The sequence below is a fragment of the Caproicibacterium sp. XB2 genome, from assembly GCF_044880635.1.
In the GTDB taxonomy this organism is placed as follows: Bacteria; Bacillota; Clostridia; order Oscillospirales; family Acutalibacteraceae; genus Caproicibacterium; species Caproicibacterium lactatifermentans.
In genome coordinates this window covers 1,353,753-1,370,779 of sequence record NZ_CP173227.1, presented here as the reverse complement: position 1 = coordinate 1,370,779, position 17,027 = coordinate 1,353,753, and the positions used below count along the sequence as shown (strand labels likewise).

At 52.0% G+C, this 17,027-nt stretch carries 15 protein-coding genes; all 15 read left to right on the top strand.

Annotated features, from left to right (window positions below; all coding sequences use genetic code 11):
- The first annotated feature begins 71 nt into the window (after positions 1 to 71).
- Complete coding sequence (gene hpf, locus ACIHKT_RS06895; RefSeq protein WP_086036126.1) at positions 72 to 620, top strand: ribosome hibernation-promoting factor, HPF/YfiA family; 549 nt, start codon at positions 72 to 74, stop codon at positions 618 to 620.
- A 79-nt stretch (positions 621 to 699) separates the two neighbouring features.
- On the top strand, positions 700 to 1,824 hold the full coding sequence (locus ACIHKT_RS06890) for a class I SAM-dependent RNA methyltransferase (protein WP_404352185.1): 1,125 nt from the start codon (positions 700 to 702) through the stop codon (positions 1,822 to 1,824).
- A 238-nt stretch (positions 1,825 to 2,062) separates the two neighbouring features.
- Entirely contained in the window at positions 2,063 to 2,347 is a 285-nt protein-coding gene (gene groES / locus ACIHKT_RS06885; RefSeq protein WP_086036120.1) for a co-chaperone GroES, read from the top strand.
- A gap of 64 nt (positions 2,348 to 2,411) precedes the next feature.
- Positions 2,412 to 4,046 carry a chaperonin GroEL gene (groL, locus tag ACIHKT_RS06880; protein ID WP_086036118.1) on the top strand — a complete coding sequence of 545 codons (1,635 nt, stop codon included), beginning with the start codon at positions 2,412 to 2,414 and terminating at the stop codon, positions 4,044 to 4,046.
- A gap of 253 nt (positions 4,047 to 4,299) precedes the next feature.
- On the top strand, positions 4,300 to 4,719 hold the full coding sequence (gene mraZ, locus ACIHKT_RS06875) for a division/cell wall cluster transcriptional repressor MraZ (RefSeq protein ID WP_086036116.1): 420 nt from the start codon (positions 4,300 to 4,302) through the stop codon (positions 4,717 to 4,719).
- Between the two features lie 20 nt (positions 4,720 to 4,739).
- Positions 4,740 to 5,696, top strand: coding sequence for a 16S rRNA (cytosine(1402)-N(4))-methyltransferase RsmH (gene rsmH, locus ACIHKT_RS06870; RefSeq protein WP_086036113.1), 957 nt, complete (start codon positions 4,740 to 4,742; stop codon positions 5,694 to 5,696).
- Positions 5,697 to 5,776: 80 nt separating this feature from the next.
- Complete coding sequence (locus tag ACIHKT_RS06865; RefSeq protein ID WP_086036110.1) at positions 5,777 to 6,289, top strand: hypothetical protein; 513 nt, start codon at positions 5,777 to 5,779, stop codon at positions 6,287 to 6,289.
- Positions 6,290 to 6,493: 204 nt separating this feature from the next.
- Entirely contained in the window at positions 6,494 to 8,866 is a 2,373-nt protein-coding gene (locus ACIHKT_RS06860; protein WP_086036107.1) for a penicillin-binding transpeptidase domain-containing protein, read from the top strand.
- A gap of 96 nt (positions 8,867 to 8,962) precedes the next feature.
- Positions 8,963 to 9,418 carry a hypothetical protein gene (locus tag ACIHKT_RS06855; RefSeq protein WP_157658961.1) on the top strand — a complete coding sequence of 152 codons (456 nt, stop codon included), beginning with the start codon at positions 8,963 to 8,965 and terminating at the stop codon, positions 9,416 to 9,418.
- A 115-nt stretch (positions 9,419 to 9,533) separates the two neighbouring features.
- Positions 9,534 to 10,547: a phospho-N-acetylmuramoyl-pentapeptide-transferase gene (gene mraY / locus ACIHKT_RS06850; protein WP_086036869.1), complete on the top strand. Its 1,014-nt coding sequence runs from the start codon at positions 9,534 to 9,536 to the stop codon at positions 10,545 to 10,547.
- 63 nt (positions 10,548 to 10,610) lie between these two features.
- The gene (locus ACIHKT_RS06845) at positions 10,611 to 11,936 is read left to right on the top strand and encodes an FtsW/RodA/SpoVE family cell cycle protein (RefSeq protein WP_236849728.1); all 1,326 of its coding nucleotides are present in this window, start codon (positions 10,611 to 10,613) and stop codon (positions 11,934 to 11,936) included.
- Positions 11,937 to 12,019: 83 nt separating this feature from the next.
- A complete protein-coding gene (gene murG / locus ACIHKT_RS06840) occupies positions 12,020 to 13,150 on the top strand; it encodes an undecaprenyldiphospho-muramoylpentapeptide beta-N-acetylglucosaminyltransferase (RefSeq protein ID WP_086036101.1) in 1,131 nt (376 codons plus the stop codon).
- 70 nt (positions 13,151 to 13,220) lie between these two features.
- Positions 13,221 to 14,489: a UDP-N-acetylglucosamine 1-carboxyvinyltransferase gene (gene murA / locus ACIHKT_RS06835; protein ID WP_086036099.1), complete on the top strand. Its 1,269-nt coding sequence runs from the start codon at positions 13,221 to 13,223 to the stop codon at positions 14,487 to 14,489.
- Positions 14,490 to 14,535: 46 nt separating this feature from the next.
- Entirely contained in the window at positions 14,536 to 15,450 is a 915-nt protein-coding gene (locus ACIHKT_RS06830; RefSeq protein ID WP_157658960.1) for a cell division protein FtsQ/DivIB, read from the top strand.
- Between the two features lie 172 nt (positions 15,451 to 15,622).
- Complete coding sequence (gene ftsZ, locus ACIHKT_RS06825) at positions 15,623 to 16,813, top strand: cell division protein FtsZ (RefSeq protein WP_086036095.1); 1,191 nt, start codon at positions 15,623 to 15,625, stop codon at positions 16,811 to 16,813.
- Positions 16,814 to 17,027 lie beyond the last annotated feature (214 nt).

Sequence of the window (17,027 nt, the reverse complement as noted above, 5' to 3'; positions counted from 1 at the left end):
TATAATATTTATAGAAAAACAGGGAATCCTGCTTTTCAAGTAAAGTTCCCGCAGAAGGAGATGTCTTCAGTATGAATGTTACCATAACCGGCAGAAAAGTGAACCTGCGCGACAGTTTTAAGGAGCTTGCCCGTAAAAAGCTTTCTCGTTTTGACCGCATTTTTGATGAAAATGCAACCGCAAAAATTGTGGTCACCGTGGAGCGCAACCGCCAGACCGTTGAAATCACCGTTCACAGCAACGGCATGATTTTCCGCGGCGAAGCTACGGACTACGATATGAACACCGCACTGGATGAGGTCATCAGCTCCCTTGGGCGGCAGATTCGCAAAAACAAGAGCAGGCTGGACAAGCAAATTCACTCTGCCGCACTGGACCAGTACATACAGCAGTATGTCAATGCCAATGCCGAGCCGGAGGAAAGCTACAAAATTGTGCGTACCAAGCACTTTGTGGTGAAGCCGATGAGCGTAGATGAAGCGATTCTGCAGATGAACATGCTGGAGCATCAGTTCTTTATGTTCCGCAATCAGGACACCGAGCAGATTAACGTGGTCTATCGCCGCAAGGCCGGCAACTATGGTCTTCTGGAGCCGGAAAATCCGGCAGATGACGAATGAATCATACTTTTACAAAAGACAGATAAACAAGGCGGGGCCGGGGACAAACCGGCCTCTCTTGCTGTCTGCAGGAGGATATATGGAAGATTTTAAGTTAACAGCCCCATGCCTTTTGGGTGTGGAGGGCCTTGTCAGCAGGGAACTGCGCGATATGGGTGCACAGAATGTGCAGGCACAAAATGGTCATGTACTGTTCGACGGCACCCCGCAGATGCTGGTACGGGCCAATCTATGTTCCCGTTTTGCGGAACGGATACAGGTGGAAATGGGTACATTTCCTGCCTGTACGTTTGACCAGCTTTTTGAGGGCGTGCGTGCTCTGCCATGGGAATGCTGGATAGGCAGGGAGGACGCGTTCCCCGTCAAGGGGCATTGCCTTTCTTCTCAGCTGCACAGTGTGCCGGACTGCCAGAAAATCATCAAAAAGGCGATTGTGGAACGTTTGAAAAACCGTTACCATGTCAGCTGGTTTAAGGAAAGCGGCAATTTGTATCAGGTGCAGTTCCTGATTATGAAAGACCAGGTGCGTGTTATGCTGGACACTTCCGGCATTGGCCTGCACAAGCGAGGTTACCGGAGAAAGGCGGCACAGGCACCGATTAAGGAAACGCTGGCGGCGGCGCTGGCGGCCTTGTCCCGTGTGCGTACGGACGCAAACCTATATGACCCCTGCTGCGGTTCCGGTACCATCTTGATTGAATCGGCTATGTATGCCATGCATATGGCACCCGGTCTGCGTCGTCACTTCACGGCCCAGCAGTGGCCGCAGATTCCGGAAGAACTGTGGGAGCAGGAGCGCGGACGTGCACAGGACCTTATCCTGTGGGACGCGGCTTTTACCGGCTACGGCAGTGATATTGATGAGGAAGCGGTTCAGCTGACGCTGGAAAATGCCCGCAAGGCCGGTGTCGGTGACCGCATTCAGGCACGGCAGGCAGATTTGGCCGATTTTGCCCCGCAGACGGAGCATGGCTGTGTCATTTGCAACCCGCCTTATGGCGAACGCCTTCTGGACCTTAAACAGGCAGAAGCCTTGTACCGCAACATGGGCCAAGTTTTTCCGGCACGCCGCGGTTGGAATTATACTGTTATTTGTTCCGATGAAATTTTTGAGCACTGCTTTGGACGGAAAGCCGATAAAAGCCGCAAACTGTATAATGGCATGATTAAATGCCGTGCCTATATGTTCTATAAGCATCCATAAAAGGGAATATACGTATGGAATCTTGGCACTCTAAGAAAAAGAGTGCCATTTTTATTCCAAATTAGAACCAAAAGGCACTTTAATTGTAAATAATTTGTGAAGTCGGAACTTTTTTTGAAAAAGGACTTGATTTTTCGGAAAAATCGGCTAAAATAATGTTTAGCACTCAGGGAAAGCGAGTGCTAAACTAACTAGTAAATAATTTCTACCATGTAACTGTTAAGGAGGATGCATTTTTATGACAATTAAACCTTTGTCCGACAGAATCCTGATTAAAATGGAACCCGCAGAAGAAACCACAAAAAGTGGTATTTTGCTGACCGGCTCTGCAAAAGAGAAGCCTCAGGTCGCTGACGTTGTTGCAGTTGGCCCTGGCGGATTGGTAGACGGCAAGGAAGTTAAGATGACTGTTAAGGTCGGCGACCGTGTACTGACCAGCAAGTATTCCGGCACCGAAGTGAAGGTCGACGGCGAAGATTACACCATTGTTCGTCAGTCCGATGTTCTGGCAGTTGTCGAATAATTTTTGAATACCTGGTGCTGCAGGATGTTGCAGACACCGAACAATACATTTGGAGGTATGAAGTATGTCGAAACAGATTATTTACGGCGAAGACGCACGCAAGGCTTTGATGAAAGGCGTCGATAAGCTTTCTGATACCGTTAAGATTACCCTCGGCCCGAAGGGCCGCAACGTTGTGCTGGACAAAAAGTACGGTGCACCGCTCATCACTAATGATGGTGTAACCATTGCCAAAGAGATTGAATTGGAAGACCCCTTTGAGAACATGGGTGCACAGCTGGTTAAAGAAGTCGCTACGAAGACAAACGATGTTGCGGGCGACGGCACCACAACTGCTACTGTTTTGGCACAGGCTCTCATTCATGAAGGCATGAAGAATGTTACCGCCGGTGCAAGCCCGATGGCAATCCGCAGCGGCATGCAGGAAGCTGTTGATATAGCTGTTGAGGCAATTAAGAAGAACAGCCAGGCTGTCAAGGGCAAGGATGACATTGCGCGTGTTGCAACCGTTTCTTCCTCTAGCTCCTTTGTCGGCAACCTGATTGCTGACGCAATGGAGAAGGTCACCAGCGATGGCGTCATCACCATTGAAGAGTCCAAGACTGCTGAAACTTACAGCGAAGTCGTAGAAGGCATGATGTTTGACCGCGGCTATGTTTCCCCATACCTCGTCACCGATACCGACAAAATGACCTGCGAACTGGACGACCCGTACATCATCATCACCGATAAGAAGATTTCCTCATTCCAGGAGATTCTGCCGCTGCTCGAAAAGATTGTCAACACCGGCAAGAAGTTCCTCATCATTGCGGACGACGTTGAGGGCGATGCCCTGACGAACCTGCTGCTCAACAAGCTGCGCGGTACCCTGAGCTTCTGCGCTGTGAAGGCACCGGGCTTCGGCGACCGCCGCAAGGAAATGCTGGAAGATATCGCTACCCTGACCGGCGGCAAGGTCATCAGCTCCGACTTGGGCGTTGAGTTCAAGGACGTTGAACTGAATATGCTGGGCCGTGCACGTCAGGTTAAGGTTGACAAAGAGAACACCATCATTGTCGACGGCTGCGGCGACAAGAAGGACATTGAAGCCCGTGAGGACCAGATTCGTGCACAGATTAGCGAAACCACCTCTGACTTTGACCGTGAGAAGCTGCAGGAGCGCCTGGCAAAACTGGCCGGCGGCGTAGCAGTTATCAAGGTCGGTGCTGCAACCGAAGTGGAAATGAAGGAAAAGAAGCTGCGCATTGAGGATGCTTTGAATTCCACAAAGGCAGCTGTTGAAGAGGGAATCGTTGCCGGCGGCGGCACTGCTTTGGTCAATGCTATGCCAGCAGTTGAAAAACTGCTGGCTAGCAAGTCCGGCGATGAGAAGACCGGCGTTTCCATCGTGCTGAAAGCTCTGGAAGAGCCAATTCGTCAGATTGTCGCGAATGCTGGCATGGAAGGCTCCGTCGTTCTGGAGAACATCAAGAAGGAAAACAAGGTCGGCTATGGCTTTAACGCTGCAGACGGCACATATGGCGGTATGCTCTCCTTCGGTGTTGTTGACCCAACAAAGGTTACCCGTTCTGCTCTGCAGAATGCTGCTTCTGTTGCTGAAACCGTGCTGACAACAGAATCTCTGATTACTGATAAGCCGGAACCCAAGGCTCCGGCTGCCCCGGCTGCTGACCCGAACATGGGCGGCGGAATGTACTAATTCAAATATACGACTCTGCAAAGAAGTCATGTATTTTTTACCAGTGGCAGGAAAGCCGCTGCAGTGTGCCTGCGAAAAGGTGCGCTGCGGCGGCTTTTTTGTGCTTCCTGTCCTTTCTAGCCCGCATCTTTCAGGCAAAAATCATTGCAATCCCAGTATGATTGTTCTATAATAAAAGCATCAGTGGTGAAAGGTGGTGGAAAGTGGTTCCCTTTCTATGTAAAGTGGTTCCCTTTCCATATGGTAAAGAATTATGTTGATAGGTGAATACCAACATAATATTGACGCCAAAGGGCGTGTGATTGTACCTTCCAAATTCCGGGAGGATTTGGGGGAGCATTTTTATATCGCCAAGGGTCTTGACCATTGCCTTTTCGTCTTTTCACCGAAAGAATGGGAACGCCTGCAGGAAAAAGTTTGTGCCATGCCAATCAGCAAGGCCCGCGGACTGCAGCGTTTCTTCTTCTCCGGCGCGGCGGAAGTCATGCCGGACAAGCAGGGCCGTATCCTTATCCCACAGCCGCTGCGTGACCATGCCAGCTTGACACGAGACGTCACCTTTATTGGTGCCGCCAGCCGGGCGGAAATTTGGAACACAGACGCGTGGAACGCCTTTAACAACAACCTGACCGATGAAAGCATTGCAGAGGCAATGGATGAATTGGACCTGTAAGAAAAGCAGATGGAGGCAGCATGGAATTTGAGCATATCCCGGTTTTGTTTCACGAGACGATTGAAAGTCTCGCGGTGCAGCCGGATGGACGCTATATTGATGGTACAGCAGGCGGCGGCGGCCATAGCGGGGCAATTTTAAAGCAACTGACCGGTACCGGACGGCTGCTTTCCATTGACCGTGACCCAGATGCCATTGCTGCCTGCCGGGAACGCTTTGCGGACAACCCCCACAGCATTCTGCGGCAGGGAAACTTTTCGGATATGCTGACACTGGCTGAAGAGGAGAAAATGCTTCCGGTGAACGGCGTTTTGCTGGATTTGGGCGTTTCTTCTCATCAGCTGGACGATGCAGAGCGTGGCTTTTCTTATCATCAGGACGCACCACTGGATATGCGAATGAGTCAGTCCGGCCCGAGTGCCGCGGATTTGGTCAACACACTGCCATGGCAGCAGCTGGCGGAAATCCTCAGCAGGTATGGGGAAGAGCGTTTTGCGGCCCGTATCGCGCAGAATATTGTGCGGGAACGGGAGAAACAGCCGATTCAGACCACCTGTCAGCTTGCGCAGCTGGTAAAGGACAGCATTCCGGCCGCTGCACGGCGCCGTCCGGGACACCATCCGGCCCGCAAAACTTTTCAGGCGCTGCGTATCGCTGTTAATGGGGAATTGGATGCTTTGCAGGCGGGCCTGACCGCCGCTTTTGATGCGCTGGAACCGGGCGGCAGGCTGTGCGTTATCACATTTCAGTCGCTGGAGGACCGTATTGTAAAGCACCAGATGGCAGAATGGTGCAAGGGCTGCACCTGCCCGCCGGACTTTCCGGTATGCGTCTGCGGCAAAAAACCGCGCGCGGAGCTTTTGTACCACAAGGGACTGACACCGAATGAAGCGGAGCTTGCGAAGAATCCGCGCAGCCGCAGTGCCCGTTTGCGGGTATGTACCAAGCTGCCGGAAAGCAAAAAATCTGCTCTTTAATTAAGATAAAAAATCATTTTTTTGCTCCTTTTGCAGAAAAATGAAAGGTATATCAAAGAGGAATTATAGAAGGTGACACTATGCGCAGTGTAGAAGCATACGATTTCTCCATCTTTGAACGGCGGAACGCCGAAAAGTCCGCCGCGAAAGAAAAAGAGCAGGACTCTGCTCCAGATAATATAATTGAACTGCCAAAGGAAAAAGCAAAAAAAGCAGTGAAAGAGCGCCTGCACGCTCATCCAGTGCGCGTGGCGGTACTTTGTATTGGTATTGTGCTGCTGGTTGCTGTTACCGGTGCTTTTGTATATGGACAAGTTCAGCTTTCTATGCTGGCGGTGCAGATTAGTGATATGGACACCTCATTAAATGAACAGCGGAGTTTGTACACACAGCTGCAAATGAAGAGTGACGCGCAGGAATCCCTTGCTACGGTCGAAGAAATTGCCCAAAACAAGCTGGGAATGTCCCGCATCGATTCCAGCCAAATGGAAAGTGTCGAGATGAATGCCAGCGATAAGGCACAGGTTGTACAGAAGTCGGGGGACTGCGCATTGTCCCGTTTGTGGGAACAGATTTGTGCGCTTCTGTCATAAAATGCCCGGTTCAGAAATAAACTGAGAAATGAACAATGGAAATGATGAAAAACCAAATTCATATGATTTTTAAGGAAACAAACGGATATACATATAATGGCCGGGTGCCGGTCCGGCTGTGGAGCGGGGGAGAGTTAAGGAAGCAATATTCTTTAACTCTTCTTTCTTGTACGGCAGTATTTTTATGGTGTAGGAGGAAAAACAATGGCAAAAAGCACAACGTCTAAAATATGGCGCCGTACCACGCTGGTGCTGGCAGTCCTGATTATTTTCGGTTTTGGGACCGTGCTTTTCAGCCTTGTTAAACTGCAGCTGGTGCATGGGGAGGACCTCAAGTCACAGGCAGTGGAAAATCAGCTGAAAGACACAACGATTGCGGCCCAACGCGGCACGATTTATGACTGTAATATGAAAAAGCTGGCACAGAGCGCTACCGTGTGGAAAGTGGCGCTGGCGCCGGCGGAAATCTACGCCAATTCCGCCAAGGCTACCGATGCACAGAAAAAAAATATTGCAGAGCAGGAGGAAGGCGTAGCTGAGTGCCTGCACCAGGCGCTGGGGCTGGACAAAAACACAGTTTTAACTGCTCTGCGCAAAAATAAGAACTCTTATTGGCAGGTCGTTGCCACTAAGGTGGAAACGGACCAGAAAAATAAGATTATTTCCTATGAGGAAAAGTTCTACACAGACCATAAAAAGAAAATCGGTATTTCCGGCGTTATCAGCTTGGTGGAGGATTATAAGCGCTACTATCCGTACGGCGATTTTGCTAGCAGCGTGCTGGGCTTTACCAACAACGATGGCACCGGCGTGGAAGGCCTGGAGGCAGAGTATAACAGCGAGCTTGCCGGCGTGAATGGCCGTGTTATTGCCGCTAAAAGCGCCAACCAGACCGATATGCCGTTCCAGTATCAGCAAAAGGTCAACGCACAGAACGGCTCCTCACTGGTGCTGACCATTGACGAAGTGGTACAGCACGCATTGGAAAAATATCTTGATGAGGGTGCAAAGCTGAATAAGGTCGGAAACCGTGCCTGCGGCATTCTGATGAATGTAAAGACAGGTGAGATTTTGGGAATGGCCACACGCGGAGGTTTTGATGCCAACAGCATTTTGGCTTCCAGTGTCGCGGAAGAGGGCACCTTTGACCCCAACGATCCCCGTGTGCTGACCGCCAGCGAAAAGGCGCGCATTGCTAAGTTGCCAAAGGAAAAGCAGGCTGCCGCCGAACTGGAGGCACTGCAGCAGAAGTGGCGTAACAAATGCGTCAGTGATACCTATATGCCAGGCTCCGTTTTCAAAATGTGTACTGCTTCCATGGGCATGGAGGAAGGCATTGTGACCGAGAGCACGCCGTTTTTCTGCAGCGGCGCTATTACTGTGGAGGACCGTGTGATTCACTGCTGGAAGTCGGGCGGCCATGGTGCGGAAACATTTGAACAGGCTGTGCTGAATTCCTGCAACCCCCAGTTCGCAACCCTTGGCTTGGAACTGGGCAACCGCACCTTCTTTAAATATTTTGAAGGCTTTGGTTTTACGGCACCCACCGATATTGACCTGCCGGGCGAACCGACAAGCTACAGCTACTATAAAGCAGAGGATTTAAACAAAGTTTCACTGGCGGTTGAAGCCTTCGGCCAGAACTTTAAAATCACGCCAGTTCAAATGATTACTGCCTGTGCGGCAGTGGCAAACGGCGGGTATTTGGTACAGCCGCATATGGTGAAGGAAATTGTCAATTCTGACGGCAATATTGTAAAGATGGCCTCCACATTGACTAAACGGCAGGTCGTTTCCACCGACACCAGCAAGCGTGTAGCCGCTATTCTGCAGAAAGATGCGCTGGCTGGCACAGCAAAGAACGGCTATGTTCCCGGTTACCGTATTGCCGGCAAGACTGGTACCAGTGAAAAGGTAGATAAGGACAATCAGCTGAAAGCAAAGACTGGAACCAAGGGCAATTATTATGTTGCTTCTTACTGCGGCTTCGCGCCGGCAGATGACCCGCAGTATGCGCTGCTTGTGTTCTGCGATGAGCCAAACGGCAGCAGCTATTACGGCAATGCGGTATCCGGTCCTATCTTTAATAAAGTCATGAGTGAAGTTTTGCCGTACCTCGGTGTAGAACCAAAGTATACCAGCGAAGAGCAGCAGAATCTGGCTGTCAAAACGCCGGATACAGTCGGCAAGAGCGTCAAGGCGGCACAGTCCGCAGTCGCCGGTACAGAGGGCGAATTAAAAGTACATATATACGGCAACGGCAGTACGGTTCTGTCACAGCTGCCGGCTTCTGGTTCCAGCATTCCGCGCGGCGGCACCGTAGCGCTGTTCACCAGTGCGGAAAGCAGCAGCCAGACCGTTTCGGTACCAAACCTTGTGGGTGACGGCAGCAACTCCATTAGTTCCGTAGAAAGTCTTGCTTCTGAGGCGGGTTTGAACATCTCCGTCGTTGGTGTTTCCGGCTCCGACAGCGCCAGCTCCGCGGTGGCTGTTTCACAGAATATCGCGGCAGGGCAGAAGGTACAGCCCGGTACGGTCATCAATGTGTCCTTTGCGGAACAAAGCGACTCAGGTTGATGAAATTTGCGCGTGGTGCGCGGTAGAATAGACAGGAGAGCCGCATCCTGAGCCTTGGTGCCTGTGCTGCGGTGCAGAAAGGGAGCGTGCGTTTTTATGGAAAGTCGGTCGATTGTCGTATCAGGGGAGCCTATGGTATCACTTCTGAACCGGCTTCTGCAAAGCTGCGGCTTGACGGACCTGCAGGCAGTGCTGCCCGGCAAGGAGAAGAAAAAAGTGCTGCTGGTTGCGGACAGGGAGCCGATGCTGCGCTATGTAAGCGGGTTCCAGCGCTGTTTGGCATCGTATCCGCTGCGGGAGGACCCGCGTCTGCACAGTGTGCAGCTTTTTACATACTCACTGGAAAGCGACAGTGCGGACTACAATGCCCGCGGCCTGCACGTTACACCGCAGGGGTATACTGCTTTTGAAATCGTTGGTGTCGGATGCATTGGCCGTGTCCGGCTGAAGAGTCTCGCGGAAGGGGAAGAGGAGCGAATCCTTGCGGCTGTAGCTGCGGCGGTTGTCTGCGGTGCCCCGCTTGCCAAGGTTTTGAGCTGCCTGCAGGCATAAAAAACGTTTGGTGCTTTTCCCGTTTTGTGGTATAATACGAAGGTCAGACTGCGGCAGCTGTACAGGAGAGAAGCAGGGGGTGGTAGAAGCCTTCTGCGCGGAGGGTGAAAAAGAAATGGACGTTTTAGCAATCGTTTTAGCGGCGGGCATTGCATTCGCAGTGACCGCTCTGTTGGGAAAGTGGCTGGTGCCCTTCCTGCATAAAATCAATTTTGGACAGACAATCCGCGAAGTAGGTCCCAAATGGCACCAAAAGAAAAACGGCACCCCTACCATGGGCGGTTTCATGTTTATTGTTGGTATTTTGGTAGCTTTGCTGGTCTGCCTGCCCATGACACTGGCCGGCAGCCGCAGCCTTGGCAGCAATATGCTTGGTACAAAGGTTATCGGCGGCTATTTGATGGCTTTGGGGTTTGGTGCTATTGGATTTATTGATGATTATATTAAGGTCGTAAAAAAGCGCAATTTGGGGCTGACCGTTAAGCAGAAGCTGCTACTGCAGTTTATTGTTGCGGCAGCTTATCTGGCAGCCCTAAAGGTGGGCGGTGCTACCTCCGCTACCATGGTTCCATTTATCGGCCGTGTAGACATTGGCATTTGGTACTGGATTATTGCATTCCTCGGCATTGTAGCCATGGTGAATGCCGTGAACTTTACCGATGGCATTGACGGACTCAACGGTTCCGTCACATTCTTTGTGTCAGTATTTTTTATGATTATCGCAGGTATGCTGAAGTCCGCAGGTATGGGCGTGCTGTCCGCCGCGTGTGCGGGCGGCTGCCTCGGATTCCTCATCTGGAACTTTAATCCGGCGAAAGTCTTTATGGGGGATACCGGCTCCCTGTTCCTGGGAGGCATGGTGTGCGCTATGGCGTTTGGGCTGGACATTCCCATTCTGCTGCTGGTGATGGGTATTGTCTATCTCATTGAGATTTTGTCCGTTGTTCTGCAGGTTACCTATTTTAAGGCAACACACGGCAAGCGTCTGTTTAAAATGACGCCGATTCACCACAGCTGTGAAATGAGCGGCTGGAGTGAAGTGAAAATATGCGCTGTGTTCAGCACCATTACGGCATTGGCAGGACTGGTCTCCACTTTTCTAGCCATGAATGCCTACGGCATATGGTAAAAGTACATTGACGTATGAGAAAGAAGCTGTGGCCGCTTGTCCGGCCGGAAAGGAGAGATGAATATGGCAGCACCCAGAAGCAGACAGACAGCACACCGCAGACGTCCGTCTGCCAGGCAGAAGACAGCGCGCCGCCGTTCATCCGCTACAACAGCCACGGCATATGCAGACAGCACACCTGCGGCGCCACGTGCGCCGGTACAGGCATCGGCGTATGTTTCCCGCAGTAGGTGGAAAAGCAAACTGAAAATGCTGTCTGTGCGTTCCGGAATGGACCTTACCTTCTTCTTCCTGGTGCTGGTACTGGTTGCTTTTGGCCTTGTCATGGTCTTTTCGGCAAGCTATGCAAACTCCAGTTACCGTTACGGAACACCTTATCACTTCGTTATCAATCAGGCCATCTATGCAGTTATTGGAATGGTCATCATGGTCCTGCTCTCTTACTTCGATTATCATCACCTGCATAGGCTGGCTCTGCCCATCTATATCATCACGGCCCTGCTTTTGGGCATAACGGTCGTCTTTAAGGGCAGTGCGCTGGTGCGTCCGACGAATGGTGCCTACCGCTGGATTACGATTGGTTCCTTTCAGTTTCAGCCCTCTGAAATTGCGAAGTTCGCGTTGATTTTGCTACTGGCGCATTTGCTATCCAACCGGGACGCTGACCTGCATGACAAGAGCGCAAAGCGTTTTCGCGCGCTGATTTATGTGGCGGCGATTGGGGTTATTTGTGCGTTGGTTGTGGCAGAAAAGCATATGTCCGCCACGATTATCCTGCTGCTGCTGGCAGCCATTATGCTGTTTGTCGGCGGTCTGCCGAAAAAGTGGTTTATTATTGGCGGCATTGTTGTTGTTGGCGCATTGCTGATTGTTGCAAACCTGCCGTATTATGCACACGTTTCCACGCGTATGGAAGTGTGGAAAAATCCATGGAATCCGCAGCTTTCCTCTAATGATGCGTGGCAGACGCAGCAGTCCTTATATGCCATTGGTTCCGGACGGCTGCTTGGTTTGGGGCTTGGCAAAAGCCGGCAGAAGTATTTATACCTGCCAGAACCGCAAAACGACTTTATTTTTGCGATTGTCTGTGAGGAGCTGGGCTTTATTGGCGCGGTGCTGATTATCGTGCTGTTTGCACTGCTGGTGTGGCGCGGCGTGATGATTGCGCTGCGTGCAAAGGACCGGTTTGGCATGCTGCTGGGCATTGGCCTGATTATGCAGGTCGGACTGCAGGTAGTCCTGAATATTGCGGTTGTTACCAACACCATTCCGAACACCGGTGTCAGCCTGCCATTTTTCAGCGCGGGTGGTACGTCGCTGGTGATGCTGCTGGCACAGATGGGGCTGATTCTGTCTATTTCACGTACATCCAATATTGAAAAATCTTAGCGGCGGCCGTGGCGGCAAAGGCGTTTTTCTGCTTTTGCCGCTGTACTGTCTGCCGACTAAAAGGTTAAAGGAGCAATGTCTGTATGAGAATACTGTTTGCCGGCGGCGGTACAGCAGGACACATCAACCCGGCTTTGGCCATAGCCGGATATGTGAGAGAGCAGGAACCAGACGCACAGATTTTATATGTCGGCGCGAAGGGCGGCATGGAGGAGCGCCTGGTGCCGCAGGCCGGTTTTGCCTTTCAAAGCATCGTGATTTCCGGTTTTCAGCGCAAGGTGACTTTGCAGAACATTGGGCGCAACTTGAAAACAGTGGTGCACCTGTTTTCCTCCACAGCCGAGTCCAAAAAAATCATACAGAAATTCCAGCCGGATATCTGTGTCGGCACAGGCGGGTATGTGTCCGGTCCGGTCATTCGGGAAGCGCTGAAGCTGCATATTCCAGCGGTCATTCACGAGCAGAACGCCTTTCCGGGTGTTACGAATAAAGCGCTTAGTAAAAATGCTGACCGCGTTATGCTGGCCAATGCGGATGCACAGAAGTACATGGCGAAGAACGCGCGCTTTGTTCTGACCGGAAACCCGGTACGCATGGAGGTTATCCGCGCGGACCGCACAGCCGCCCGCCGCACCCTGCACTTGGACAGCCGCCCGCTGATTCTTTCGTTCGGTGGCAGCCTTGGTGCCCGCAAAGTGAACGAGGCAGTGCTGGACCTGATAACAGAATCGGCGAAAACGGACCGCTTTCAGCACATTCACGCTTACGGTCAGTACGGCGGCTGGTTCCCACAGAAGCTGGAGGAACGCGGCGTGCATTTGGCCGACCACCCGAATTTCGATATTCGTCCATACATAGACAATATGCCGGAATGTCTGGCGGCGGCGGATTTGGTTATCTGCCGGGCCGGTGCCATCACGCTGAGTGAACTGCAGGCAAAAGGCCGTGCCGCCATTATTATTCCCAGCCCCAATGTTGCGGAGAACCACCAGTACTATAATGCCATGAGCATGGTTAACCGCGGCGCGGGCGTCATTTTGGAAGAAAAGGACCTGACCGGCGCCGCACTGGTGCAGAAAGTCCGCACTCTTTTTGAGAAGCCGGATACCATCCCTGCTTTGGCAGTCAATGCGCGAAAAATGGCGATTTTAGACACAAACGCGCGCATTTATGCGATTCTGCAGGAAGTTTTGAAAGAGCGCAAAATGCGGTAACAGAAATTTCTTCGTACCAAATAAGCAGTGCCCTGCATAGTATGGCAAAGATTATGTGGGGGTGTTGTTAATGTCAAAATTACGCATCAGCGGCCCGTGCCGTCTGCATGGGGAGGTGCAGGTGCACGGTGCGAAAAACAGCGCTCTGCCCCTGCTGGCGGCCTCTCTGTTGTGCACACAGCCGTGTTTGCTGCGGAACTGTCCGCATCTTTCGGATGTAGATACTGCGATTACGATTCTGCGACGGCTTGGCTGCCGGGTATCAGCGGAAGGGGACGCGGTTTCCGTGGATGCACGTACCATGTCGTCCTGCACAATCCCAGATGCCCTGATGAGAGAAATGCGCTCCTCTATTATTTTCTTGGGGGCAATCATTGGGCGTATGGGGGAGGCTTCCCTCAGTTTCCCCGGCGGGTGCGAGCTGGGGCCGCGTCCCATCGACCTGCACCTGCAGGCGCTGCGGCGGCTGGGGGTGCAGATAACGGAAGACCATGGCAGGCTTCTCTGTACGGCGCCGAATGGGCTGCAGGGGGCACAGATTACGCTTTCCTTCCCAAGCGTCGGAGCAACCGAAAATGTGCTGATTGCCGCCGCAACGGCAAAAGGAACAACGGTACTGGAAAATGCGGCACACGAGCCGGAAATTGAAGATTTAGCGGGCTTCCTAAATGCCTGCGGCGCGCGGATTGCAGGGGCAGGCACCAGTACAGTTACCATTGAAGGGGTACAGCGCCTTTCCGGCTGCGCTTATCGGGTGATACCGGACCGTATTGCCGCGGCAACTTATCTGGCGGCAGCGGCGGCTACAGGCAGCAAGCTGACGCTGCGCGGCGTGGTTGTACGTCATCTGGTTCCAGTGCTGCCGGCTTTTGAAGAAGCTGGCTGCCGCTTGACGGCAACCGGTGACACACTGACACTGGCACCGCCAAAAGTGCTGCAGCGTGTACGCTGCATTCGCACCATGCCGTACCCCGGTTTTCCAACGGATGCGCAGGCACCACTTATGGCAATGACTACTGTGGCACAGGGAACCAGCGTCTTTATAGAAAATATCTTTGAGGAACGTTATAAGCATGTAGGCGAACTGCTGCGCATGGGAGCCAATATCCATGTAAATGGCCGTGTAGCAGTGGTGGAAGGGGTGCCGTCTCTTTCCGGCGCACCGGTGGAGGCAGCGGACCTGCGCGGGGGTGCAGCACTGGTCATTGCCGGGCTGGCTGCACAGGGAACAACCATCCTTTCGGGTGTTCATCATATCGACCGGGGCTATGAGGGCATTGAGCAGATACTGCGGGCGCTCGGCGCGGAAATTGAGCGGATTCCGGAGACGGAGGACTGAGAAAATGGCAAATGACGTGAATAACAGAGGAAGACCCTGCAGACATATGTCTGCAGGACAGCGGCAGCGCGCTTACAACCGAATGCGCCACCGCAAGCGCATGAAAGTACTGTTTTACATTATTGCGTTTCTGGCGGTCATTGTAACCGCCGTCATTTTGTGCTTTGTGTTTGTTTTCCGTATCCAAAGCGTTGTGGTAGATGGAAAATCCCGTTATCCCACCGGTCAGATTATGTCTGTCAGCGGGGTAAAAAAGGGGCAGAACCTTTTTTCCGTGGACACTTCGTCGGCCGCTAAGAAAGTAGGAAGTGCCTGCCCCTATTTGACAGAGGTAAGCGTCAACCGGCGGCTGCCGTGCAAGGTAGTCATCAGCGTAAAAGAGGGGACACCCTCCGGTGCGGTACAGTGGAACGGCAAATATATCATGATGGACCATACTGGGCGGGTGATGGAGGTCCTTTCTTCTAAACCTTCCAGTGTGCCGGTCGTGAAAGGGCTGGAAATCAATTCGGCACAAGTTGGCGGTTCAGCTGTATTTAAGGACAGCCAGAAAAGCGGCCTGTATCAGCAGGTGGCAAAGGCAATTTCTGACAACAGTTTTGCCAATGTCACCGTCATTGATGTATCAGATATGTATGACCTCAGTGTAACCTGCCGCACAACGACAGGAAAGAGTTTACAGATAAAGCTGGGCAATTCCACTTATCTGGGAAAGAAATTCCGTTTTGCGAAAGCAACGATGGCACAGCACCTTTCGGGTGAAGCGGGCGTTTTCAACGTTTCTTCTGTTAGCAAAGAGAAATCCATTACATGGTTTACGCCAGCATCTGTTGCCTCATCGGCATCAGCTGCATCGTCGGCCTCCTCTTCGTCGGCTTCGTCCAAAAGTACGTCTAGCAAGGAAAACTCATCCAGCGTTTCAAAAAGTGAGGGTGAAGACTCCTCAGGCAGCGGGGAATAGGCTTTTTTTCGTACAGCTTTTGTGAAAAGCTGATGAAAGCAAAAAAAATCATTGAAATTATGCGCAAAACGTGATAAATTAGTTCTATGATTGTATGGTAGAAGCAATATGATAAAATGACAGAATTCGTGCGGCGCTTGCTGCAGGATGATCAATAAGGAGGAACCGGCAAATGCCTTTTGAAATTGACAACGACTTCGAAAACATCGTTCAGATAAAAGTGGTCGGCGTCGGCGGCGGCGGCGGAAACGCCATTGACCGCATGGTTACCATGGGAGTACAGGGAGTAGAGTTTATCAGTGTTAACACCGATAAACAAGCCCTGTTCCGTTCCAAAGCAACCCAGAAGATTCAGATTGGTGAAAAGGTAACACACGGCAAAGGCGCCGGCAGCAACCCGGAAATGGGTGGTAAAGCTGCAGACGAGAGCCGCGAAGCAATTACAGAAGCGGTGCGCGGCAGTGACATGGTCTTTATTACTGCAGGTATGGGCGGCGGCACCGGCACTGGTGCAGCCCCAGTTGTGGCAGAGATTGCCCGCGACCTCGGCATTTTGACCGTCGGCATTGTGACAAAGCCGTTTGCCTTTGAGGGCAAGCGCCGTATGCAGCAGGCCGAAGAGGGCATTGCACAGCTGCGCGAGCACGTGGATTCCCTGGTCGTTATCCCCAACGAGCGCTTAAAACTGGTTTCGGAACAGCGCATTACGCTGCTGAACGCGTTCTCCGTTGCAGATGATGTGCTGCGGCAGGGCGTGCAGAGTATTTCTGACCTGATTAAGCTGCCTGGCCTGGTCAACTTGGACTTCGCCGATGTGACCGCCGTTATGAAGGACGCCGGCTACGCACACATGGGCGTCGGCCGTGCTTCCGGCAAGGACAAAGCCGAAACAGCCGCCAACATGGCTATTTCCAGCCCATTGCTGGAAACCAGCATTGCCGGGGCAAAGGGTGTTATTATCAATATCACTTCTTCTCCTGACATTGGCTTGGATGAAATTGAAACCGCTTCTTCTATGATTAGCGAACAGGCGAGCGATGATGCAAACATCATTTGGGGCGCCGCGTTCGATGAGAACATGGACGATGAGATGAGCGTTACGGTTATCGCCACTGGCTTTGAAACCAGCGGCGGTGAGGAATCACTGGCAGATGACGGCAGCAAGGCTTCCGATGCAGATGCAGACATCAACATTCTGAACGGTTCCTTTGGCGGCAGCAAGTCTATGGCACATAACGGACCGGCAAAGAAACAGCAGGCACCAGCTGCTGCACCTACGCTCAAGAAGGAAGTAAAGTCTACGCTGGACGATGACGACGAGGGTTTTGTGGATATTATGTCCATCTTTAACCGCAATAAATAAAACAAAGAAGTATTTTAAAGGGCTGGAGCCTCCGTGCGAAAGACGCGGAGCTGGCCCTTTTCTGTTTTCATTAGGAAAAACGCAGGAGAATGAGATTTAGCGCCTCCGATTGCGTCCGGCAATGAAATACCGGAGAATCCCTTGCCTGTTCCGGCGTATTGCTTGTAAACTATTTTGTTTGCTGGTATAATGAAAAATAGTTCAATACAAGGTA